The following is a 23,264-nucleotide window of genomic DNA, read 5'->3' on the forward strand; positions in this document are numbered from 1 at the left end:
CTGGGGCCGAGCGGGTTCCGGCTACGTGCGGGAGCGGTGTCCGAACCGGACTACCTGGTCATTCTGATGTGCCTGATATTTCTTCGGGTGCGCGATAACGACTCCTGGTGCGAGTTGCGGCGTGCGGCAGGGCAGCAACAGGGTGAGGAACTGCTTCGGGAGGCCGGCTGGCGCATCGACGTCGTGCTCCGCTCGCACGCCATCGCACCAGGTGTGCGTCCAGTAATGGAACGACTGCACGCGCGGCGGGTCCGCGATGTGCGGGAAATGCTCGATGGATGCGAAAATCTGGGTCCGCACGCATTCTCCAGCCTAGTCGACCGCTACGCCGCCATCACTGACTCGGGCAGCGCCGGGTACTTCACACCGGCCTCGCCGGCCGCTCTCATGTCAGCGCTCGCGAGCGCCGACGGCCGGGTATCCGGGCTGTTGTACGACCCATATGCCCGCGGTGGTGAATTGCTGCTGGCCGCCATAGGCGAGTGTGATCCGGACGCAGATGTCCGTGTCCGGGGTGTCGGTCAGGCAATGCAATCACTGCGGATAGCTGCCATGCGGACCGCGATCGCGGGCCGAACCGGCGACTTTCGGCAGAGGGATTCGGCGCCGTGGGAAGATGAGGACTCCGACAGTGTCCGCGCGGACATAGTCCTGACGAATCCGCCGTTCAACAATCGGACCGAACGCCGCTCGGACTATCGATCCGAAGACTGGGATTTCGGTGTTCCGCCGTCACACAATGACAACTTTGCTTGGCTGCAGCACGCTGTGGCGAGTCTGGCGCCGGACGGCGTGGCAGTGGTGCTGATGCCCGCGCAGGCAGCAGTCTCCGCCGACCGCTCCGAGATGGAAATCCGTCGTCGAATGGTGGCAGCGGGCGCGGTACGCGCAGTGGTCACTTTGCCAGCCAGAATATTCCCGAACACCGATATCGCGGCATCGGTGTGGATCGTCGCCCGTGGCGTGACGGACTTTGAAGCTGTGTTGCTAATGGACGCAGGGAACATGGGTGTGCGGGATGGTAACCGCATCCGGTTGCCGGACCACGCGGTGGCAGCGATCACCGACTGCTTCCGTAACCGGCGCTCTCTGCCGCCGGAGCACGTCGTGGAACTGGCGGGGGGTGGGTCGGCGATCAACGCGGACCTGGACATGATCGGTGAGGCAGGGTTCGGGCTGCGCCCCGCGGATTATATCCGTCGTGCGGCGCAGAACGGGACCGATGCTCTGCTGGGCGATATCGGTCGAGCAATCGCCGCATTCGGGCGATCACGGGAATCGACTGAGCCGCGGGCCGTGCTCGATCGGCTGTGTTCAGATGACGGACCTCTACGAGACGATCCGGAGGCCCGGCGAGTAGTCCGGCTGGACGCTATCTGTGACATTCAACCGGGACTCTCGCACGACCTCATGCCGAAAGGAGAGGCCGCTGAGGAACGCTCGGTGCCGGTGGTGAAGCGGAAACATCTGCGCGACTTCCGGGTCGATGGCGCCTCTGCCGAGGCGATCGGTGAGAGGGCGGCCGACCGGCTCGGCAAGTACCTCCTCGAACCGAACGATATTTTGCTGGCCCGCTCCGGTTCCATGATCCCACCGGCCATTGTCGACGCCGATCAGTCTCGGATGTTGTTGGGTAATAACCTGATTCGAATTCGAGTCCAGGGCAATGCCGAGGTCGATCCGCTCTACCTGCTCGTCTACCTGTCGAGTCCCCGGATTCTGGCCGACATAGCCGCCCGTACGACCGGCACTGCGGTCGCTACCCTGAGCAAGGATGCGCTGGGTTGTCAGACGATCATCCTTCCTTCCTTGGAGGAACAACGCTGGATCGGCACAACCATGAATGCCGTCGACGATCAGGTCGCGGGGCTCCGCACACTTGCGGACGCCGCTGCGCAGGTCCGCGCGGTACTGACAGATGGTTTGGCTGCCGGGGTCGTAGGGTTGGGCTGCCCGCCTGTTCCTTCGGGAACAGTCAGCGATTCCGCAATATACTGAAACCTGTTTTCAACGGGCTTCTGGCGCGGGAAGGTGGACAAGAGGCGGCAGGCTGTCGAATCGGCAGTGGTGGTCAGCTGATCAGCGAGACCCGGCTGTCGAGAGATCGTGCACCGGTTTGCCGGGGCGCGGTCGCGGGTGACTGTGGAAGGCTGGAGGGTATGAACCGTCTATCCGGTGCCACCTCGCCGTACCTGCGTCAGCACGCGAGCAACCCGGTCCATTGGCGGGAATGGGATGCCGACGCGCTCGCCGAAGCCGCGGCGCGCGATGTGCCGATCCTGCTGTCGATCGGGTACGCGTCCTGTCACTGGTGCCATGTGATGGCCTACGAATCATTCGCCGACGAGGCCACCGCCGCGCAGATGAACGACGAGTTCGTCTGCATCAAGGTCGACCGCGAAGAGCGTCCGGACCTGGACGCGGTGTACATGAACGCCACCGTCGCGATGACCGGCCAGGGCGGCTGGCCGATGACCTGCTTTCTGACCCCGGCGGGCGAACCGTTCTATTGCGGTACCTACTACCCCAAGGTGCCGCGGGGCGGGATGCCGTCGTTCACCCAGTTACTGACCGCGATCACCGATACCTGGCGGAACCGCCGAGCCGATGTCGACACCGCCTCCGAACAGGTGGCCGCGGCTTTACGCGAGCAGGCGGGCGGGATCCCGAAATCCGAGCTCACCGTCACCGCCGAGCTGCTGGACAATGCCACGGGCACCGTCCTGCGCGATTTCGACGAGACCCACGGCGGTTTCGGCGGCGCCCCGAAATTCCCGCCCGCCGCGCTGCTCGAGGGCTTGTTGCGCAGCTGGGAGCGCACCGGCGATCCCGCGGTACGGGCCGTGGTGGACCGCACCGCCGAGGCCATGGCCCGCGGCGGTATTTACGACCAGTTGCGCGGCGGGTTCGCCCGCTATGCGGTGGACGCGGCCTGGGTGGTCCCGCATTTCGAGAAAATGCTCTACGACAATGCGCAACTGCTGCGCTTCTACGCGCACCTCGCGCGCCGGAGTCCCGACGACCGGCTGCCGCGCCGGATCACCGAGGAACTGGTCGGGTTCCTGCTCGACGATCTGTCCACCGCGCACGGTCTGGCCTCCGCCCTGGATGCCGACACCCATGTGGAACCGGGTGAGCCCGGTGTGGAGGGCGCGACATATGTCTGGAACCCCGCCGAGCTGATCGGAGAGCTCGGGCCTATCGAAGGTGCCTGGGCCGGGGAGGTATTCGGGGTCACGACGGCCGGGAATTTCGAACAGGGCTGTTCGGTGCTGACCCTGCGCGCCGATCCGGAGGACGCGGACCGGTTCGCGCAGGCCCGCACCGCGCTGCGTGCCGCCCGGGAACGTCGCCCACAACCCGATCGCGACGACAAAGCGGTCACCGCCTGGAACTGTATGGCGATCACCGCGCTGTGCGAGGCGGCGCGCGCCCTCGACCGGCGCGACTGGTTCGACTCCGCCTACGACCTCGCCCGGGTGATCCTCGACCTGCACGTCGTCGATGATCGGGTGCTGCGGGCCTCGCTCGGCGGAGTCGCCGGTAGCGCGCCTGGGGTACTCGAGGACTATGCCTGGCTGGCCACCGCGCTGCTGGCCCTGCACCAGTACTCCGGCTCGGCGGGCTGGCTACCGGATATCCACCGCATCCTCGACTCGGCCGTCGCGCATTTCGCCGACCCGGACGAACCCGGCAGCTGGTTCGATACCGCCGATGACGCCGAAACGCTCATCGCGCGCCCCCGCGATCCGATCGACGGCGCCACCCCGGCCGGGGCGTCGGTACTGGCCGAGGCGTTGCTGACCGCATCGGCTGTCGTCGAACCGGACCGCGCTGCCCGCTACCGCGAACTGGCCGAACAGACGCTGGCACGCGGTGCGGTGGTGCTGGCGAAGGCGCCCCGCTCGGCCGGACAGTGGTTGACGGTGGCCGAAGCCGCACTACAGGGTCCGCTGCAGATCGCCATCTCCACCACGGGCTACCAACCGGTGGGTGACGCGGAACTGCTGGAGATCGCGCGGGCCTACGCGCCCGGCGGCACCGTCGTCGTCCGGGCCGATGTGGATACCGTCCCGCTGCTCGCCGATCGGCCCTCGATCGAGGGCACCGCGGCCGCCTACGTCTGCCGCGGCTCGGTCTGCGATCTGCCGGTGACCACCCCCGCCGCGCTGCGTGCCGCGCTGACCGGGCCTGCGGCCTCGGCGTAGAAACCCGGTCGGTGCGGTGGTCTTCCACGCGGAGAGCTTGACGATGCTGTGACCTTCGCGCGGGGGGTCAGTGCGGCGGGGTGTCTTCGCGGTCGGTCCAGGACGGGGTCGGCGCGTCGATGCCGCGCAACGCCACGGCGCCGTACTTCACCCATTCGGCGCGTTCGCTCGGGTCGGCCGCGTCGATAACGCTCTGGGAGACCAGAATCCGTCGTGGCACCTCTTTGGCCCGGCTGGTGAGCCGGGCTGCCGCGTTCACGGCGTCCCCGATCACGGTGTACTCCCGGCGGGTGTCGGTTCCGATATCCCCGGCGAACACCCGCCCTCGCGCCACGCCGATCCCGATATCGAATTCGCCCGCAGCCAGGATCTCGTCACGGATCCGCCGGGCCGCCCGCAGGGCGGGAGTCGCATTGTCGGCCAGCGCGATCGGGGCACCGAATATACACAGCGCCGCATCGCCCTCGAACTTGTTCACCAGCCCGTCGTTCTCCTCGGTCGCGGCGACCACGGTGGCCATCAGCCGGTTGAGCATGTCCACGAACTCCTGCGGGGGCAGACCGGTGGAGATCGCCACCGATCCGGTGACGTCCACGAACAGCGCCGAGACCTCCCGCACATCACCGGTGAGATCGATACCGCCGGCCAGCGCCCGTTCGGCCACCTCCTCGCCTACGTGTCGGCCGAACACATCGCGCATCCGCAGCCGTTCGCGCAGATTCGCCGACATCTCGTTGACCGAATGCTCGAGCCGCCCGATCTCGCTGGCGCTGCCGACCGAGACTCGGACATCGAGATCGCCGCGGGTGATCCGGTCCACCGCGATCCGCAGCGTCCGCAGCGGCGCGGCCACCGCGCGGGCCAGCGCCCAGGTGGCCAGCACTCCGACGAGGAGGCTGATGGCCGCGAGGTAGATGCCGGTCCGGATGCGGTGTTCCATGGTCGTGGCCGGATCGGCCAGCACCACGATCAGCGCGCTGAGTGGCATGGCACCGGATACCGCCCAGGCCAGTGCCACCCGGACGAATACCGACGAACTCCAGTGCATGGTCACACCGAGCACTCCGGCGACGATCGGCACCACGGGCCGGATCACCCGGTCCACGATCAGGTAGGTCAGACCGGCGGATTCGAGCCCGCCGATCGAGAACATGGCCACCAGGACGGTGAAATCGTTCTCGGTCGTGAGCCGGGCCAGCAGATATGCGGACAGCACCACCCCGGGAACCCACAGCACAAGCGACCGCAGAGTCACTCCGGCAGGTAGGTGCAGGATCCGCCGGGCTTCCTCCGGTGTCGGTTTGCGTGCCCCGTCCAGCCAGGAGAAATAACTCATCCGGTCGCGGACGGCCAGACCGATACCGATCAGCGAGGCGAAGATCGGGTAGACGGTGACAAGCGCCAGCCCGGCCAGCTGATGGGCGCCGACGCGACCGGGGAACCCGATGAGCACAAGCTGGGTGACGATCACCGCGAGACCGCTCAGATGCGCGGCGATGACGACCGATGCCAGCCCCCAGCGGGCGCGGACGGTCCACTGCATCAGCCGGGTGATCGACCTGGACCGGGGCCGGGACCCGAGACTGTAGGCCATCGGACAGCTACCCGCGGTGGCCGCTGGAGCACGGGCGGCCGGTATCGGAGGACACGAACAAGGAGCCTAATCGACGCAGCTGGGCATATGTCCGTGAACGACTGCTCCCTACCGACACGACCTGCTCAACCGATCAGCACCAGCCAGACAGCCAGATAGTGGCAGAGCGCGGCCACCACGGTGGCGGCGTGGAAGAACTCGTGGTGACCGAAGGTGCTCGGCCACGGATTCGGCCATTTGGTCGCGTAGAGAATCGCGCCGAAGCTGTAGGCCAGCCCACCGGCGACCAGCAGCAACACTGCCGGTAGACCGACCGACCGATAGAGTTCGCCGCCCACCGGCACCACCGCCCAGCCCAGCAATAGATACAGCGGCACCCCCACCCAGCGTGGGGCGTGCGGCCACAGCACCTTCAGTGCCACCCCGGCCAGTGCTCCCGTCCACACCACGGCGAGCAGGATCGGGCCGGTCGGTTCGGGCAGTCCGAGCAGCGCGAAGGGGGTGTAGGTGCCCGCGATGAAAAGGAAGATCATCGAATGGTCGGCGCGTTTCATCCGGGTTCGCGCCCGGACCGTGGTCCAGGTGATGCGGTGATAGATGGCGCTGACCCCGAACAGGGCGCAGATGGTCAGCCCGTAGATCAGCGTCGCCACCACCGCGGTTGCCGAGACCGTGGTCGCCTTCGCGACCAGGGCGATCACGGCCAGCGCGGCGATACCGGCGGCCCAGGTGTGGATCCAGCCGCGCATCGTGGGTTTGACCAGCGCGACCAAGGAGTCGGCCGGATTCGGAACGGGATCGTCGTTGTCGGGGCGGGGCCGTGGATCGCTCCCGGTATCGAGGACAGCGCCGGGTGGATCGAGTTTGCCGGGATCGAAAGGACCGCCGGGGGACTGGTCGGGCACGTTACCTCCTGGTCGGCTCTGCGCTGGACCGCCTCCGGCCGCAGCACGACGGGTCCGGCCGCCGGTCGGGCCCGCGGACAGTAGCCGCGGCCCGACCAGCGATCGATAGACAACCCGTGGGTAACCTACGGCAGCGTAGGTTTATCTCGGCCTACTGTACCGGCTCGATACCGGAGACGGGCAGTCTTGTCCCCGGCCGTGGGCGCCAGCGCATTCCGCGGCAACTACGGGCACGGACCGGAAAAGGCGTACTGTTGGTCGTCGTGGAATTTCCGAGTCGGCTGCGGGGCTTTCCCTATCGCATCTACGAGGCCCGTCTGGCCAAGCAGCTTGCGGGTAAACAGCATCCGCGCCATGTTGCCGTGGTGTGCGACGGTAACCGTCGCTGGGCCCGGGAGAACGGGTTCACCGATATCACCCACGGACACCGTGTCGGTGCCCTCAAAGTCGCCGAACTGGTCAGCTGGTGCGAAGGCGAAGGAATCGAGCTCGTCACCGTCTACCTGCTCTCCACCGAAAACCTCAGCCGCGGCCAAGAAGAGTTGGAAACCCTCTTCGAAGTCATCACCGACGTCGTCGAAGAACTGGCCGCCCCGGAACAGAACTGGCGAGTCCGTATCGTCGGCACCCTCGACGGCCTCCCCGACCTCGTCGCCAAACGTATGCGTACCGCCACCGAACGCACCCGCGAACGCACCGGCACCCACGTCAACGTCGCCATCGGCTACGGCGGCCGCCAAGAAATCGCCGACGCGGTCCGCCAACTGGTCCGCCAGGAGATATCGGCCGGGGAAACAGGCGAAGACCTGGTCCAGTCCATCACGGTCAGCGCCATCGGCCAGCACCTCTACACCTCGGGCCAGCCCGACCCCGACCTGGTGATCCGCACATCGGGCGAACAACGACTCTCCGGCTTCCTGCTCTGGCAGAGCGCCTACTCGGAGATCTGGTTCACCGAGGTCTACTGGCCGGAGTTCCGCCGGGTCGACTTCCTGCGAGCTCTGCGCGACTACGCCGCTCGCCACCGCCGCTACGGCACCTAACTGCCGCGCCACAGGCCACAGGCCCTCGACCTTCGCGAGCCTCGCAAAATCATCACAGTGATCGCGCGGCTGTTCATAAAATGCCCAGATACGAGTCCCGCCCCTCCCGGCCGGTCCGCATGCCACCGCGACCGCGACCGCTGACACAACCACCCGAGTCGAGTCTTACGAGACACCCAAAGGGTTGAGGCCGTCTCGCCGTTCAGGCCTCGAAGCGCATGCGCCGAAGGCGCGAGTCTCGAGGCCTGAACGGCGAGACCTCAGGGCCTCAACCCCGCGCGCGCCAGCGCGCCAAAAACACAGCACCTTCGCGGGTGGGCTCACCTTTCACCTTCGCGGGTGGGCTTGCCTTTGAGGTTCGCGGGTGGGCTCGCCTCTGACGTTCGCCAGTGGGCCCACTTCTCACCTTCGCGACCCCAGCCCCTCCCGTACTACAGCTTTCTCAGCCGCAACCGGTTGATGGTGTGGTCGGAATCCTTGCGCAGGACCAGCGTCGCTCGTGGCCGTGTGGGCAGGATATTGTCCACCAGATTGGGTCGGTTGGTGGAGTTCCAGATGTCTTTCGCGGCCGCCGTCGCCTCGGCGTCCGTGAATTTGGCGTAGTGGTGGAAATGAGCTTTCGGGTCGGCGAATCCGGTCGCCCGCAGGCTGAGAAACCTGCGTACATACCAGGTTTCGATATCTTCGATCCGGGCGTCGACGTAGATCGAGAAGTCGAAGAGATCCGAAACCATGAGCCGGGGGCCGGTCTGCAATACGTTCAGACCTTCGACGATGAGGATATCCGGCTGGCGTACGCAGTGGAATTCGCCCGGGACGATATCGTAGGAGATATGTGAATAGACCGGCGCGCACACTTCTTCGGCGCCCGATTTCACTTCGGTGACGAATCGCAGCAGTTTGCGGCGGTCGTAGCTCTCCGGAAAACCTTTACGATGCATGATGCCGCGTCTGGTGAGTTCCGCCGTGGGATACAGGAATCCGTCGGTGGTCACCAGGTCGACACGGGGGTGGTGATCCCAGCGGGCCAGCAGCGCCTGCAGGACGCGGGCGGTGGTGGATTTGCCCACCGCGACACTGCCGGCCACCCCGATCACGAACGGCACCTGTTTGTCCGGATGCGATTCCCCGAGGAAGGTGGCGGTGGCCGCGAACAGCCGCTGCCTGGCCGCCACCTGTAGATGGATCAGTCGCGCCAAAGGCAGGTAGACCTCGGCCACTTCTTCCAGATCGATCTGTTCGCCCAGACCCCGCAGCCCGATCAGTTCCTCTTCGGTGAGCACCAGCGGAGTCGATTTGCGCAGTTCCCGCCACCGTTTCCGGTCGAATTCCACATACGGACTCGGCTCGCTCGCCTTGGCCATCTATTCAGCGCTCCCACTCGGCCGGACACTCGTGTTCACGGTGTCGTTCTCGTGGGATTCCGCCGCTGTGGCTGTCGCGACCCCGGCAGGTCCGGCGCTCTGGCTGTGCCCTCATGGCTGAATTCTGCCCCTCATGGGGGAGCGGGCGCACGAGGGGGTCCATTACCGGTTGTCGTGGCAAGAGCGTCCAGCGGGATCGCCCGCGCGGCGCCGTCTTCGCTCCGGCTGCGCCCGGATCGCGGATGGTTTCGCCCAACCGTGCCGGATAGGGTCGGTGCCATGGAAGCCCATCCTCTGGTGATCGAATACCTGCGGCTCGGTCTGGCATTCGACCGGATCGAAGAGGGATTCGTCGACGCCTACACGGCCGATCCCCGGTTGCGGCAGGAGGTCGAGAACGCGCCGAAGCCCGAACCCCGGGATCTGGCCCGGGCGGCCGCGCGCCTGCGCTCGGAGTTGCCGAACGCGGGCCTGACCCCGGAGCGCACCGAGTTCATCGATGTGCATCTGCGGGCACTGGAATGTTCGGGCCGCAAATTCGCCGGCGACGAAATCGGCTTCGTCGACGAGGTCCGGGCCTACTTCGATGTCGATATCGCTGCCGGTAACCCGGACGACTACCAGGAGGCACACCGCAGGATCGACGAGGTCCTGGGCGGCTCGGGGCCCTTGGCCGAACGGATGGCGGCCCATCGCAAAGCCGACGAGATCCCACCCGACCGGCTCGAAGCCTGCGTGCAGGCGTTCTCCGGCGCGCTGCGCGAACTCGTGCGGGCGCGATACCCGCTGCCCGACCACGAACATGTCACTTACGAGGTGGTCGGCGACAAACCGTGGTCCGGATTCAACTATTACCTCGGCGATTACCGGTCCACGGTCGCGATCAACTCCGATCTGCGCCAGCATATGGCGAACCTGCCGCGGCTCATCTCGCACGAGTCCTACCCGGGTCACCACACCGAACATTGCCGCAAGGAAGCCGGACTCGTGGCCGCCGGACACGCCGAGCAGACCATCTTCCTGGTGAACACCCCGCAGTGCCTGATGGCCGAAGGGCTCGCGGATCTCGCCCTGCGCTCGATCGTCGGACCCGGATGGGGTCGGTGGGCGCAGGAGATCTACGCGGACCTCGGCTTGCGATTCGACGGGGAACGCGCCGAGCGGTTGTCCGAGGCCTCGGGCCGGCTGCTGGGAGTCCGCCAGGACGCCGCGCTCATGTTGCACGACCAGGGCAAGGACGCCGACGAGGTGGCCGCCTTCCTGGAACGTTGGTCGCTCACCACTGCCGACCGGGCCCGCCAGTCCCTGCGCTTCCTGTCCTCGCCGCTGTGGCGCGCCTATACGAGCACCTACGTCGAGGGATACAAGCTGCTCGGCGGCTGGCTGGACCGCGCCGCCGACGAGGACGAACGCGCCGACCGTTTCCGCCGCCTGCTCGACGAACCCCTCATCCCCTCTACCCTGCGCGCTGCCGCGTAGTCAGCTGCGCCGGCCCGCGAAGACGAATCCGCGATCGACCGGCTCTCATCTCCACGACCGAAGCCGCGGGGCAATTGAACACAGCACGGAGGTGGCTCATACACTTACCTCGTGACGCAGACGACCGCCTCTGTCAATACCCAGTCTCTCGGTGAGCTCGACCCGGAGCTCGCCACCGCGATGGCGGGTGAGCTGGCCCGTGAACGCGACACCCTGGAGATGATCGCGTCGGAGAATTTCGTCCCGCGCGCGGTGCTGCAAGCACAGGGGAGTGTGCTCACCAACAAGTACGCCGAGGGATATCCCGGTCGCCGCTACTACGGCGGCTGCGAACACGTCGACGTGGTCGAGAACCTCGCCCGGGAGCGCGCCAAGGCGCTGTTCGGCGCCGACTTCGCGAATGTGCAGCCGCATTCCGGTGCGCAGGCCAATGCCGCCGTGCTGATGTCGCTGCTCGATCCGGGCGACCGTCTGCTCGGCCTCGACCTGGCCCACGGTGGCCACCTGACCCACGGTATGCGGCTGAACTTCTCCGGCAAGCTCTACGAAGTCCACTCCTACGGCGTCTCCGAAGAAGACCACCGGGTGGATATGGACAATGTGCGGGCCATCGCGCGGAAATCGCGGCCGAAGGTGATCGTCGCCGGTTGGTCGGCCTACCCGCGGCACCAGGACTTCGCGGCGTTCCGCGAGATCGCCGACGAGGTCGGCGCCTACCTGTGGGTGGATATGGCGCACTTCGCCGGTTTGGTCGCCGCCGGTCTGCACCCCTCCCCGGTACCGCATGCCGATATCGTGTCCTCCACCGTCCACAAGACTCTCGGCGGCCCCCGTTCGGGACTCATCCTGGCGAAGCAGGACTACGCCAAGAAGCTCAACAGCTCGGTGTTCCCCGGCCAGCAAGGCGGGCCGCTGATGCACGTCATCGCGGCGAAAGCGGTCGCGTTCAAGATCGCCGGTACACCGGAGTTCGCCGAACGCCAGCAGCGCACCGTATCCGGCGCGAAGATCCTGGCCGAACGCCTCACCGGCACCGACGTCGCGGGTAAGGGCATCAGCGTCCTCACCGGCGGCACCGATGTCCACCTGGTCCTGGTCGATCTGCGCAACTCCGCCCTCGACGGCCAGCAGGGCGAAGACCTGCTACACGAGGTCGGCATCACGGTGAACCGCAATGCGGTCCCCTTCGATCCCCGCCCGCCGATGGTCACCTCCGGCCTGCGTATCGGCACCGCCGCTCTGGCCACCCGCGGCTTCGGCGATACCGAATTCACCGAGGTCGCCGATATCATCGCCACCGCCCTCGCCGGCGACGCCGACCTGGACGCCCTCCGCGGCCGGGTCAAGAAATTGGCCAACGACTTCCCGCTCTACCAGGGCCTGGAGGACTGGAACCTGCTGTGATGTTGCTGTGTTTTCGGCGCCGCCTGCGGCGGCGCGGGGGCTGAGGCCCTGAGGTCTCGCCGTTCAGGCCTCGAGACTCGCACCCTGGCCTGGGTGGGTTCACCTCGGCCGAAGGTGCTCAACGGTCGGTCCATCGGATGGCCGACCGCACGTCGCATGCGCTTCGGGCGCTGAACGGCGAGACGGCCTCAACCCTTTGGGGTGTCTCGTAAAACTCGACTCATGCGGGTTGCGTCGGGACTCGAGGTCTCGGTCTGTATGTGGCTTGCTCGCGCTGTCGGCGTCGGGGCGTGCTCCTGGTCGGACGTGCAACGCCGGTCCGGGGTGGCGGGTACGCACAGGTCGGCCTGTGTCGACGACCACCGCGGGGCTCGAGTTCACCGCTGGCTTCACTCCTGGTCCGTGGGTCAGTCGTCGTCGGTCGGACGTGCAACGCCGGTCAGCGGATCGCGTGGCGGCCGCGGGCGGCGCCGAAAGACACAGTCCGCTTCTTCAACCCTGGCCCCTGCCCGGCGACGGCCTTAGGCTCGGGTGATGGATACCGATCTGAATCAGGACGCTGTCACCACCGTCCGTGAGTTCTTCACCGCGATGGAGATCGGCGCGCTCGACGAGGCGCTGGAGTTGGTGCATCCCGATATCGTCTGGAAGAACACCTCGCTGCCGGATGTGCGCGGGGCGCGCCGGGTCGGGAAGGTGCTGCGCGGGCTGGACCGGGATCAGTTCGGTTTCGCCGCGGAGATGCACCATATCGCCGCGGAAGGATCGGTGGTGCTCACCGATCGCACCGATGTGCTGCGGTTCGGGCCGGTGAACATCTCGTTCTGGGTGATGGGGACGTTCGAGCTGCGTGACGGCCGGATCGTGTTGTGGCACGACCATTTCAGCTGGGAGAACTTCCTGCGCGGCACCGCGGTCGGGGTCGTGAAGGCGCTCTTCGGTCGCTGATCCTCCGGGTCCCGGTGACACGCCACGCCGTTCGGGAACGCCGCGGCGCTCCCGAACGGCTGTGCGTCGGTCCTAGGAGTTGGGCCCGTATTCCTCCAGCATCTCGGTGACCAGTGCGGCGATCGGGGACCGTTCACTGCGGGTCAGGGTGATGTGTGCGAACAGGGGATGCCCCTTGAGCTTTTCGACCACCGCGGCGACACCGTCGTGGCGGCCGACCCGTAGATTGTCGCGCTGGGCGACATCGTGGGTGAGGACGACCCGGGAACCGCCGCCGAGCCGGCTCAGCACCGTCAGCAGGACATTGCGTTCCAGCGACTGGGCTTCGTCGACGATCACGAAGGAATCGTGTAGCGATCGGCCGCGAATATGGGTCAGCGGAAGGACTTCTAGCATATCCCGGCTGAGTACCTCCTCCATCACCTCGCGGCTGACCAGGCCGTCCAGGGTGTCGAAGACGGCCTGCGCCCACGGGCCCATCTTCTCGTTCTCGGTGCCGGGTAGGTAGCCGAGTTCCTGTCCGCCCACCGCGTACAGCGGCCGGAACACGACGACCTTGCGCTGAGTGCGCTTCTCCAGCACCGCTTCCAAACCGGCGGTGAGCGCCAGCGCCGATTTACCGGTGCCGGCCCGGCCACCCAGCGAGACTATGCCGACACTCTCGTCGAGCAGCAGGTCCAGTGCGACCCGCTGTTCCGCCGACCGGCCGTGCAGGCCGAACGCCTCCCGTTCCCGTACCAACTGCACCCGTTTATCCGGGGTCACCCGTCCGAGAGCGCTCGAACTACTGCCCAGGAGCCGGATTCCGGTGTGGCAGGGCAGTTCTCGGGCATCGTCGAGGTCGACCACCGATTCGCTGTAGAGCCGGTCGACGATTTCGGAGGCGGTGTCGATCTCGACCATGCCCGTCCAACCGGAGGTCACCACATCCTGTGCGTGATAGCCCTCCGCCCGTAGACCTACCGCGCTGGCCTTCACCCGCATCGGGATGTCCTTGGACACCAGCACCACCTGGCGTCCCTCGGCCGCGAAGTTCAGCGCGCAGGCCAGGATGCGGGAGTCGTTGCTCTCGGTGCGGAAGCCTATCGGCAACACCGAGGGATCGGTGTGGTTCAGTTCCACCTGCAACGTGCCGCCCTCGGTGCCTATCGGCAGCGGTTCGTCGAGCCGTCCGTGGGCCACGCGTAGATCGTCGAGCATGCGCAGGGCCTCGCGGGCGAACCAGCCGAGTTCGTGGTGATGCCGTTTACCTTCGAGTTCGCTGATCACGACCAGCGGTAACACCACATGGTGTTCGCCGAATCGGGTTACCGCCCAGGGATCGGACAGCAGTACCGAGGTGTCGATGACGAAGGTTTTCAAACCTTTCTGAATGAAGCGAGAATTCGCCGATGGGGCGGATACGGAGCGATTATCAGTCACGGTAGGCTCCTAGGGTCTGCGCGGCACCCACACAGACAGTCTCGCTGGGCCGGTAGGTCCGGATGGCGGCTGGCGGAGTGCGTCAGCGGCCACGAGGACCGGGTGCCGGCCCCCTCGTACTGAGTTTCTCAGTCACGGTCAGGACCTCCCGAGCGAACCGCAACGTGCGACCCGCCACTCCGAAGCTACCTCGTCACCACCCCTGAGCGCTCGGAGAAATGCGGGAGGCTTTGATGAATTCGCTGTGAACGCGGCTCGGGTTGGCTGGATTTGCGCAGTTCAGGATGGATATTTTCGACTCTCGGCCGATTCGGATCGGGTATGGGTCCAATCTGTCGTGTCTCTCATCCCGACGGTGTGTTCGCTCCGGGTTCGCCTCCGTGTCGTGTCAATCGTGCAACTGTTCCATCAGTACCGGAACATGACTGTGACCCGGCTCCTTGACGGCCGTGACCAGAGTGACGTTTGACCTGGAAGCCGGGGGGCGTGGTCAGGGTTTCGTCGGTCATCCGGTCATCGCAACACGGTATCCGGCGGAAGCGGGCGCGCCACGCGGCGTTCGTCCCTGGCGACCCGGGCCGAAAACGGACCCGGACCCGCGTTCCGGGATTAGAGTCGGCGATATGACCCAGCACGAGGAGTTGGACAAGCTCTCGTCGAAGGAGCTGCACGACCGCGCGGTCAAGCTCGCGGTGCGGCACGGTGATATCCGCTTCCTCTGGGACCTGTTGACCCGAATCCCGGCCGCGGAGGCCACGGCGGGGCGAACGGGGGAGAGTGAAGCCGATATCAAATGGGTGGTGCCGATGCTCGACGATTACGCACACGCCGGCGAGGGTGAACTCGCGGAGGCATTGCGCGGGTTCTATCTGGAATATCTGAACGAGCACTCATGACCTCCGGTGCTCGCCGAAGAACTCCGTGATCTCGGCGGCCATGAGATCCGCCGCGACATGATGCAGGTAGTGGCTGTGCACCTCGTGCGTCCGCCACGACACGATGTTGTGGTCGCGTTCGGCGAACCGCCGGATTCCGTGGAAATCACCCGCGGACCCGCACAGCGCCAGCGGTACGGTCGACGGCTCGACAGGGGTGGTCGCCTTGTCTTTCTCGAAGTAGTGCCGGATGGACGAACCCGCGGTGCCGGTGAACCAGTGCACGGCGATATTGGTGAGCACGAACTCGTCGTCCAGATCCGGGCCCAGTAGCTGACTGTTCCAGCCGAGCAGGCCCGACGGCGAATCCGCCAGAGCATGCGCGAGGGTTTGCGGCTGCTGTGACTGCAGCACATTGAACCCCATCTTGTTTTCGACGAACCAGTTCAGGGTGTCCAGCGACCGCTGCTCGTCGGCATCGAGGTCCGCCATCTCGGCCGGATCGCCCGACGGGAACGAATACACCTGCGCCACATGCATGCCCACCACACGATCGGGTGCGACCCGGCCCAATTCCACCGAGATCGACGAGCCGCCGTCGTTACCGACCGCGCCGTAGCGCGCGTAGCCCAATCGGCTCATCAGTTCGGCCCAGGCCCGGGCGATCCGCTGGTCGTTCCAGCCCGCCTCGGTCGTGGGGCCGGAGAACCCGTAACCGGGCACCGAGGGGATCACGAGATCGAAGCCCGCCGCGGTCAGCGGATCGATCAGGTCCAGGAATTCGACGAAGGTCCCGGGCCAGCCGTGGGTCAGGACCAGCGGGAAGCCGACGCCCTGCCGTGCGCGGATGTGCAGGAAATGGATCCGCTGGCTGTCGATTTCGGTCACGAACTGGGGATGGGTGTTGAGCCGCTCCTCCAGCTTCCGCCAATCGAGTTGTAGCCAGTGGTCCGCCAGCGCGCGCACCCGGTCGATGCTCACGCCGTAGTCGTCGCCGGAACCGGGGATCTGATCTGCCCAGCGGGTGCGCTGGAGCCGGTTGTGCAGATCGTCGATATCGGCCTGCGGGACCTCGATGCGGAAGGGCTGAACGGTGGCCATGTCGAATCCTCTTCTTCGGAACGGAATGTTTTGTTCTGTTAGAACGATATCAGAATGGAGCATTCCGTTTCAAATGGTAGGGTCGATGTATGCCGAAATCAGCGGAAACGCCTGCACACAAGCCACTGTCCGGCCGTAGGGCGCAGGCCGCACGCAACGACAGCCTTGTCCTGGAGGCGGCGCGGGAAGTGTTCCTCGCCGAACCGAAGGCCCCGATCTCCGCGGTGGCCGAACGGGCCGGGGTCGGGATCAGCGCGCTCTACCGCCGCTACCCGAGCAAAGAGGCGCTACTGCGCACGCTCTGCCACGAAGGGCTGCGTCGCTACAACGCGGAGGCCGATGCGGCCTTGGCCGAACCGGACGGCTGGCAGGCGTTGGTGGGGTTCCTGGAGCGGATCGTTGACGCCGATGTGCACTCGCTCACGGTCCACCTGGCGGGCACCTTCACACCGGACCCGGAAATGGGGCCCGATGTCGAGCACGCCGACACGGTAACCGCCGAGTTGGTGCGTAGAGCAGGCGAGACCGGGAGGTTGCGCGAAGGGGTGACGCCGCAGGATATCGGCTTGATGCTGGAGGCGTGCGCAGCCATCGCGGTGCCCCGCAAGGAGCGCACCACACAATTGCGGCGTCGGGTACTGGCCGTCCTGGTCGATGGATTGACCACCGACGGCGACCTGCCGGGTCCGCCACCGCGGCCGGGCGAGTTCGCCTGGCGCTGGAAACGCGCCTGAACCGACCGGCGGCCGGGTCGTGTCGGCGGTCTACCCGCCGGCGAAGGCGTCCTGCATCACCCGCAGATCGATCTTCTTCATCTGGTACATGGCCGCGAGAGCACGATCGACGGCGGCCGGGTCGTCACGGGAGAGCAGTTCGTTGGCCTGGCTCGGCCAGATCTGCCACGGCACACCGTATTTGTCGTTGAGCCAGCCGCACTGGACCTCCGCGCCGCCGTCGGCGAGCAGAGCCTCCCACAACCGGTCCACCTCGGCCTGATCGTCACAGTTGACCTGCAGCGACATCGCGTGGGTGTAGTGGTAGTCGCCGCCACCGTTGATCGCGGTGAATTGCTGCCCGGCGAGCTCGAAATCGACCAGCATCACTGTTCCCGCCTCGCGCATACCCGCCTCGGTATAGCGCTGGACCCCGGTGACCTTGCTGTCGGGGAACAGGGAACAGTAGAACTCGGCGGCCTCCTCGGCCTGGGTGTCGTACCAGAGATTGGTGACGATCTTCTGCATGACGATCCTCCTCAGCGGACGGCCGGTATGTACTGACGACGAATCCCGGAGCCGGAATTGATCGGTGCCGGCGGGTTCGATCGATACTCCGGCACCGGCGTCTCGCAGACGGCCCGACTCGCCGGACCCGGTCGGTTCCGATCCGGGTCCGGCAAGGGCACGTCATTCGGAGATATCCGCGCCCGTCGGAGGTGGCGATGCGGCTTCGAGGCGGAGGAATTCCTCGTCGGTGAGCAGCCGGGAACGGATCAGGAACCGGACACCCTCCGGTGCCTCCAGCGAGAACCCGCTCCCGCGCCCGGGCACCACGTCCACCGTCAGATGAGTGTGCTTCCAGTATTCGTACTGGTCAGCGCTCATCCAGAACGGAGTGTCCACGTCCACCCGGCCGAGCAGCACATCCTGCGCGCCGACCCGGAACTCGCCGCGCGGGTAACACATGGGTGCGCTGCCGTCGCAGCAGCCGCCGGACTGATGGAACATCACCGGGCCGTGCCGTTCGATCAGGTCGTGCAGCAGATCGGCGGCACCGCCGGTGAGTTCCACTCGGTTCGGATCCGGCATCAGAAGAAACCGAGCTTCTGCGGTGAGTAGCTGACCAGCAGATTCTTGGTCTGCTGGTAGTGGTCCAGCATCTGGGCGTGGTTCTCGCGGCCGATACCCGACTTCTTGTAGCCGCCGAACGCCGCATGCGCCGGGTAGGCGTGATAGCAGTTCGTCCACACCCGGCCGGCCTTGATTCCCCGGCCGAGCCGATAGGCGGTATTGCCGTCACGGGTCCACACCCCGGCGCCGAGACCGTAGAGGGTGTCGTTGGCGATCTTCAGAGCCTCCTCGGTGGAATCGAAGGTGGCGACCGAAACCACCGGGCCGAAGATCTCCTCCTGGAAGATGCGCATATCGTTGCTGCCCTTGAAGATGGTCGGCTCCACATAGAAGCCGTCCGGATAGCCCTCGACCGACCGCGAGCCGCCACCGGTCAGCACCTCGGCGCCTTCCTTCCTGCCGATATCGATGTAGGACATGATCTTCTCGTACTGGTCGTTGCTCGCCTGCGCGCCGATCATGGTCGCGTCGTCGAGCGGATCACCGCTGACAATCGCTTCGGTGCGCTCCACACAGCGGGCCATGAACTCGTCGTAGATCGACGAATGGATGAGCGCCCGCGACGGACAGGTACAGACCTCGCCCTGGTTCAGCGCGAACATCACGAAACCCTCGACGGCCTTGTCCAGGAAATCGTCATCGGCCGCCATGACATCCGCCAGGAAGATATTCGGGCTCTTCCCACCCAGTTCCAAGGTGACCGGGATGATGTTCTCGCTCGCGTACTGCATGATCAATCGGCCGGTGGTGGTCTCGCCGGTGAACGCCACCTTCGCGACCCGTGGACTCGACGCCAGCGGCTTGCCGGTCTCCACCCCGAACCCGTTCACCACATTGAGTACACCCGGCGGCAGCAGATCCGCGATCAACTCGACCACTTTCAAGATCGACGCCGGAGTCTGCTCCGCCGGCTTCAACACAACTGTGTTACCGGCAGCCAGCGCCGGTGCCAATTTCCAAGTGGCCATGAGAATGGGGAAATTCCACGGAATGATCTGCCCCACCACGCCGAGTGGTTCGTGGAAGTGATAGGCGATGGTATCCGCATCGATTTCGCTGATCCCGCCCTCTTGGGCGCGGATCGCCCCCGCGAAGTACCGGAAATGATCCACGGCCAGCGGCAGGTCCGCCGCCTTCGTCTCGCGGACCGGTTTCCCGTTCTCCCACGTCTCGGCGACGGCGAGAGCCTCCAAATTCTCCTCGATCCGATCCGCGATCTTGTTGAGGATATTGGCGCGCTCGGTGGTGGAGGTAGCCCCCCAGCTGTCGGTGGCCGCATGCGCGGCATCGAGAGCCAACTCCACATCGGGGGCGGTGGAGCGGGCTACCTCGCAGAATGTCCGGCCATCGACCGGTGACGGATTGTCGAAGTATTTACCCTCGACCGGCGCGGTCCACTCGCCGCCGATGAAATTGTCGTATCGGGCGGCATAGCTGACGATGCTGCCGTCGGCACCGGGCTTGGCGTAGGTCATAACGAACTCCTCGGTCGACTCGGGCGCTTAACGCACGCCGGATAAGCGTGATGTACCTCACTATGCCGCCTATCGCGGGGCGCCACGCGGCGTTCGCGGTGAATCGTGGGTTCGATTCCGTGGGCGGGGAGATCGGGCCGGTGCGGGCAGCGGAGTCGGGAATTCCCGCGTTGCCGCGGGTTGATGCGCGCCGGTTCGGACAGTGGTGTGCTCGAGAGCCGGCACGGTCTTTCCTGCTACCGAGCGAAGACAGTTCTGGATCGGTCTGTCGCGCGAGGAGAGAAAGGTTCATCCCGACGAAAGCCCGCGTCGGCGGCAACCCACTCGGATGAACGGCGGCTGCCGAGGCTGCGTGGTGCTCTGGGTCGACTGATCGCACGGTCACCCGGAAGCCGCCGGGTGAGCGAGTCGATCTGTGGTGTGGCGGTTCTGGAGGCTCTGTGGGAACCGGAGTGGGGTCGGGTGCGTCCAGTATGGTGAGTGAAGTTTACGGAAGGGTGGGCCGAGCGGTATGGAAGTGGGGCAGGGGACCGCGACCGCGCTGTATCAGCAGGCTGTGGCGGGGACATTCCGGATGGAGCGGGGGGCCGCGGAGCGGTGTGCGGCGGTGTACACGCGGTTGGTCGATTCGTGTGTGGACCAGCAGCTCAACGTGATGAGACGCATCGACCGGTTGGATGGCTTCGGAGGATTCGACTCGGCCTCGGAACTCCGAGACGGTTTCGACGGCAAGCACTCCCGCACGATTGAGGCGATGGTTGGGTTGAAAGAAGCTGCCTTGCGTATGGCTGCAGCCTTTCTCCAGGCCGGTGGTGCGTTCGAAGAGGCCGATCAAATGAACCGGCGTGCAATCGCCGCAGTGGCGGAGGTCCAATAGTGACGACACGATCCAAACTTGCGACAGCTGCCGCGTCTTGTGCTCTGGTGTTGCTGAGCGCTGGATGTGCGCAGGAGTCGCAGACGCCTACCGAAGGGCCCTCGGCCTCGGCAGTTGTGTCGGGCAGTTCGGAGAGTGCGTCACCTCGATCGACTCTCACCGCACCCCGGTTGCAGCCGCCTTCGCAGCAGAACGAGTACACGACCGAGGGACGGCCGGAGGTCGTTTTCGACCCGTGCACCTGGATCAGCGATGACGCCATCACAGCTGCGGGCTTGGATCCTGAAAGCCGGCGAAGAGGCCGGGATCTCGTCGCGGAGTACACCTTTTTGACCTGCGATTTTGATGGGTCGAACTGGGACTTGCAGATCGATTCAGGCAATGTGAGCTGGCAAGAAGACCTGGACAAGAACAGTGCAAACAGTGAGCCGTTGAAAGTCAATGGTCGTGAAGCGGTATGGGTTCGCGACCCGCAGTTGGTGAAGACTTGCGATATTCACGTACGAACCGAGGTCGGCTTTGTAATCTTCAGTACTGAAATGACTTTCGAGGGTTCAGAAGCCGGGCTCGCGCGTTGCGATGGCGTTCTGCACATCGCGGAGACTCTGGAGCCGTCGATCGGAATGGAGAACTAGCGGTGGGCGGAGAACAGCAGCCTGCGCTGCCGGGGCTCTTCGGTCCAGGGCTCGGAATCGCTCCCTCGGCGGTCGAGCAACGGCTCTCCGGGCAGCAGAGTCAATCGGGTGCGGAGTACTTCGGAAGCCAAGTATCTCATGGCGATCGTGATCCTTCTTATATCACTGCTATGGAGCAGTTCGAGGGGCTCTCGCATCAAGAGATATATGAGAAAGTCGGGAAAATGCGCCCGGGAGTTATGCGACAGTTCTCAGATACATACGAGGAAGTCGCAATCGCTCTCAGTGGCGGGTTGTTCGGCGCCCACCTGGCCATCCAGCGCGAGCTCTCCGATGGTATGGATGGCCAGTTCGCCGACGCCGCCAACCAGGCCGCCCGCAAGTTCTACGACCAGTCGACCGATGTGCAGGAAGTGATCCGTTCAGTCGGCTTGCGGATCAAAGCGGCCGCATACGGTGCCGAGGTCGTGCGCAAATCCGTGCCGCCACCGCCTACCCAGTTGCCGGGAATACCCGGAACCGACCCCGCGATCACCACGTCCGTAAACGACCCGGCCCAGATTGCCCAGACTGTCGTCGGCGCCACCGACCCTGTCGCCGCCGCCGCACTCGATCGGTTCAAGGAAGAGCAGCGGCTGGTCGCGGTGGAAGCCATGAATTTGGCCTACAAACCGACCTATCAGCCTGCGGGCGAAGGTGTTCCGACTTTCGTACCTGTCCAGGGTCCGGGGGATCAGTCGGATTCGTCTGTTCCGGGGGGAACCTCGACCTCCGGCCCCAACGGTAGCAATACGACCTCTGCCAACCCCTCCACCGAGACTCCCGGTGCCGAAACGCCCGGGGAGAACGAAACTCCGGGCGAGGATACGGAAACCGCAGGTAACGAGGAGGATTCCCAGACCACAGCCGCGGGCACCGACGAGAGCCCGACCACTCGGCAGCCGAGCGCCACCACCGGCACCCCGACCGGCGATCCGCAACGCACCACCTCATCGACCACGACCACCGGCGCACCGTCGGTGCCGTCGGGGGCGCCTTCCGGAACGCCGGGTGGTACTCCCCAGACCCGGACCCCGGGTAAGACGGTCGCGGGCGCACCCGGCACCCCCGGCACTTCCACGGGTGGTCCTGCCGCGGCCTCTACCGCCGCAGGTGCCAACCGAGGTACGTCCGGGATGCCGGGCATGATGTCGCCGGGCGCGGGCAAACGCGGCGAGGACGACGATGAGCACAAGACTCCCGATTACCTGATCCAGGACCGAGAGGAAGAACTGTTCGGACCTCGGATCGTCTCCCTGGGCGGGGTTCTCGGGGCGGACGCGCCCGCCGCGCAGCCTGCCGACGATCGCGGGGACCGGCGGTGAAGTGGGAGTTCACCCCGGACGAGTTCATGCACGTCTGGCAGGAGACGGGTATGGACCGGTATCCGTACCCGATGGAGGTGCGGTCGTCGATGCGCTGGGAGGACGAGTTCCAGCAGTTGGCTGCCAGGATCGCGACCGCATACCCTCGCGGCGGTGACCCGAATCTCACAGGCGCGCTGCGGATCGCGGCCGATCCCGAGTACACGCTCAGTCTTTCCGGTTCCCGCCGGCTCCGGATCCGCGCCTACGGCGCGTTCGCCGGCAATACCGCCGTCACCGCAGTGCAGTTCCCCGGCACCACTACCGATTTCGACGGAAAATTCGTGATCCAGACCGGTTCGCCCGCAATCGTTCCCAAGATATTCCTGCAGATTCTCGGTGAACTGCCGAAGGGGACCCGGCCACCACTTGTGGAGAGTATCGACAGGCTCCGGGACACCTACGAAGTCTGGAACGGCGGAACGCCACAGCCTGCCGACCGGATGCGCCGGTTGCTGAAGGCGCCGCGCGCGGGTTCCGGTTTTCTCAAGGCACGCCACCGGGTGCGAGAAGCGGATCCACCGCCGCCCCGGTATCTGAGCTGGTTCGATATCGCCGATGACGGGCGCTATGTCTACCAGCATCGTTATCAGGATTTTCATATCGACCCGATCTCGCATGCCGAGCTGAGCCGTGAGATCGAACGGTTGATCTCGTCCGGAAGGCAGTAGGGGCCGAAGCCGG

The 23,264-nt window shown here is 65.7% G+C and carries 21 protein-coding genes; 12 read left to right on the forward strand and 9 right to left on the reverse strand.

Translation table 11 applies throughout. The features are described 5' to 3' along the window. The first annotated feature begins 36 nt into the window (after nucleotides 1–36). Entirely contained in the window at nucleotides 37–1,998 is a 1,962-nt protein-coding gene (locus OG405_RS01040) for a type I restriction-modification system subunit M/S (RefSeq protein WP_327149765.1), read from the forward strand. 161 nt (nucleotides 1,999–2,159) lie between these two features. Then, the gene (locus OG405_RS01045; RefSeq protein ID WP_327149766.1) at nucleotides 2,160–4,208 is read left to right on the forward strand and encodes a thioredoxin domain-containing protein; all 2,049 of its coding nucleotides are present in this window, start codon (nucleotides 2,160–2,162) and stop codon (nucleotides 4,206–4,208) included. 67 nt (nucleotides 4,209–4,275) lie between these two features. Here OG405_RS01045 and OG405_RS01050 read toward each other — a convergent pair whose 3' ends face one another. After that, nucleotides 4,276–5,802, reverse strand: coding sequence for an adenylate/guanylate cyclase domain-containing protein (locus tag OG405_RS01050; RefSeq protein WP_327149767.1), 1,527 nt, complete (start codon nucleotides 5,800–5,802; stop codon nucleotides 4,276–4,278). Nucleotides 5,803–5,927: 125 nt separating this feature from the next. After that, complete coding sequence (gene trhA, locus OG405_RS01055; RefSeq protein ID WP_327152589.1) at nucleotides 5,928–6,551, reverse strand: PAQR family membrane homeostasis protein TrhA; 624 nt, start codon at nucleotides 6,549–6,551, stop codon at nucleotides 5,928–5,930. A gap of 410 nt (nucleotides 6,552–6,961) precedes the next feature. Here trhA and OG405_RS01060 point away from each other — a divergent pair, with 410 nt between their 5' ends. Next, nucleotides 6,962–7,750: an isoprenyl transferase gene (locus OG405_RS01060; protein ID WP_327149768.1), complete on the forward strand. Its 789-nt coding sequence runs from the start codon at nucleotides 6,962–6,964 to the stop codon at nucleotides 7,748–7,750. 431 nt (nucleotides 7,751–8,181) lie between these two features. Here the strand turns inward: OG405_RS01060 and coaA are convergent, their stop codons facing one another. After that, nucleotides 8,182–9,114 (reverse strand): type I pantothenate kinase, encoded by a 933-nt coding sequence (gene coaA / locus OG405_RS01065; RefSeq protein WP_327149769.1) that lies wholly within the window; start codon nucleotides 9,112–9,114, stop codon nucleotides 8,182–8,184. A gap of 279 nt (nucleotides 9,115–9,393) precedes the next feature. Here coaA and OG405_RS01070 point away from each other — a divergent pair, with 279 nt between their 5' ends. The 3 genes from OG405_RS01070 to OG405_RS01080 all read left to right on the forward strand — a co-directional run bounded on the left by OG405_RS01070 (nucleotide 9,394) and on the right by OG405_RS01080 (nucleotide 12,945). Further along, a complete protein-coding gene (locus OG405_RS01070) occupies nucleotides 9,394–10,593 on the forward strand; it encodes a DUF885 domain-containing protein (protein WP_327149770.1) in 1,200 nt (399 codons plus the stop codon). A 111-nt stretch (nucleotides 10,594–10,704) separates the two neighbouring features. Next, nucleotides 10,705–11,997: a serine hydroxymethyltransferase gene (gene glyA, locus OG405_RS01075; protein WP_327149771.1), complete on the forward strand. Its 1,293-nt coding sequence runs from the start codon at nucleotides 10,705–10,707 to the stop codon at nucleotides 11,995–11,997. Nucleotides 11,998–12,531: 534 nt separating this feature from the next. Then, complete coding sequence (locus OG405_RS01080) at nucleotides 12,532–12,945, forward strand: limonene-1,2-epoxide hydrolase family protein (RefSeq protein WP_327149772.1); 414 nt, start codon at nucleotides 12,532–12,534, stop codon at nucleotides 12,943–12,945. Nucleotides 12,946–13,017: 72 nt separating this feature from the next. Here OG405_RS01080 and OG405_RS01085 read toward each other — a convergent pair whose 3' ends face one another. Then, entirely contained in the window at nucleotides 13,018–14,367 is a 1,350-nt protein-coding gene (locus tag OG405_RS01085; protein ID WP_327149773.1) for a PhoH family protein, read from the reverse strand. A 623-nt stretch (nucleotides 14,368–14,990) separates the two neighbouring features. On the opposite strand from OG405_RS01085, the gene OG405_RS01090 reads away from it, so the two are divergent. Then, nucleotides 14,991–15,263 carry a hypothetical protein gene (locus OG405_RS01090; RefSeq protein ID WP_327149774.1) on the forward strand — a complete coding sequence of 91 codons (273 nt, stop codon included), beginning with the start codon at nucleotides 14,991–14,993 and terminating at the stop codon, nucleotides 15,261–15,263. Here the strand turns inward: OG405_RS01090 and OG405_RS01095 are convergent. After that, nucleotides 15,258–16,343 (reverse strand): epoxide hydrolase family protein, encoded by a 1,086-nt coding sequence (locus OG405_RS01095; RefSeq protein ID WP_327149775.1) that lies wholly within the window; start codon nucleotides 16,341–16,343, stop codon nucleotides 15,258–15,260. The two genes, OG405_RS01090 and OG405_RS01095, sit on opposite strands and share 6 nt — an antisense overlap. Before the next feature lie 89 nt (nucleotides 16,344–16,432). On the opposite strand from OG405_RS01095, the gene OG405_RS01100 reads away from it, so the two are divergent. Beyond that, nucleotides 16,433–17,077, forward strand: a complete 645-nt coding sequence (locus OG405_RS01100; RefSeq protein WP_327149776.1) for a TetR/AcrR family transcriptional regulator — start codon at nucleotides 16,433–16,435, stop codon at nucleotides 17,075–17,077. Between the two features lie 30 nt (nucleotides 17,078–17,107). Here OG405_RS01100 and OG405_RS01105 read toward each other — a convergent pair whose 3' ends face one another. The 3 genes from OG405_RS01105 to adh form a co-directional block, all read right to left on the reverse strand. Continuing rightward, complete coding sequence (locus OG405_RS01105; RefSeq protein WP_327149777.1) at nucleotides 17,108–17,584, reverse strand: VOC family protein; 477 nt, start codon at nucleotides 17,582–17,584, stop codon at nucleotides 17,108–17,110. Nucleotides 17,585–17,746: 162 nt separating this feature from the next. Then, complete coding sequence (locus OG405_RS01110; protein ID WP_327149778.1) at nucleotides 17,747–18,148, reverse strand: DUF779 domain-containing protein; 402 nt, start codon at nucleotides 18,146–18,148, stop codon at nucleotides 17,747–17,749. After that, on the reverse strand, nucleotides 18,148–19,665 hold the full coding sequence (gene adh, locus OG405_RS01115; protein ID WP_327149779.1) for an aldehyde dehydrogenase: 1,518 nt from the start codon (nucleotides 19,663–19,665) through the stop codon (nucleotides 18,148–18,150). Before adh ends, OG405_RS01110 begins: the two co-directional genes overlap by 1 nt. 511 nt (nucleotides 19,666–20,176) lie before the next feature. Here adh and OG405_RS01120 point away from each other — a divergent pair. Together OG405_RS01120 and OG405_RS01125 are read left to right on the forward strand one after the other, a co-directional pair. Further along, nucleotides 20,177–20,542, forward strand: a complete 366-nt coding sequence (locus tag OG405_RS01120) for a hypothetical protein (RefSeq protein WP_327149780.1) — start codon at nucleotides 20,177–20,179, stop codon at nucleotides 20,540–20,542. Further along, entirely contained in the window at nucleotides 20,542–21,177 is a 636-nt protein-coding gene (locus OG405_RS01125) for a DUF3558 domain-containing protein (RefSeq protein ID WP_327149781.1), read from the forward strand. The genes OG405_RS01120 and OG405_RS01125 overlap by 1 nt, the downstream gene beginning before the upstream one ends. Here OG405_RS01125 and OG405_RS01130 read toward each other — a convergent pair. Further along, nucleotides 21,174–21,317 carry a hypothetical protein gene (locus OG405_RS01130; RefSeq protein WP_327149782.1) on the reverse strand — a complete coding sequence of 48 codons (144 nt, stop codon included), beginning with the start codon at nucleotides 21,315–21,317 and terminating at the stop codon, nucleotides 21,174–21,176. The genes OG405_RS01125 and OG405_RS01130 overlap by 4 nt on opposite strands. A 99-nt stretch (nucleotides 21,318–21,416) precedes the next feature. Between OG405_RS01130 and OG405_RS01135 the strand changes: the two genes are divergently transcribed. Both OG405_RS01135 and OG405_RS01140 read left to right on the forward strand, forming a co-directional pair. Then, entirely contained in the window at nucleotides 21,417–22,541 is a 1,125-nt protein-coding gene (locus OG405_RS01135; protein WP_327149783.1) for a hypothetical protein, read from the forward strand. Next, nucleotides 22,538–23,251, forward strand: coding sequence for an ESX secretion-associated protein EspG (locus tag OG405_RS01140; protein WP_327149784.1), 714 nt, complete (start codon nucleotides 22,538–22,540; stop codon nucleotides 23,249–23,251). The genes OG405_RS01135 and OG405_RS01140 overlap by 4 nt, the downstream gene beginning before the upstream one ends. Nucleotides 23,252–23,264: the final 13 nt, after the last annotated feature.

It is taken from the genome of Nocardia sp. NBC_01329 (assembly GCF_035956715.1).
Taxonomy (GTDB): Bacteria; Actinomycetota; Actinomycetes; order Mycobacteriales; family Mycobacteriaceae; genus Nocardia.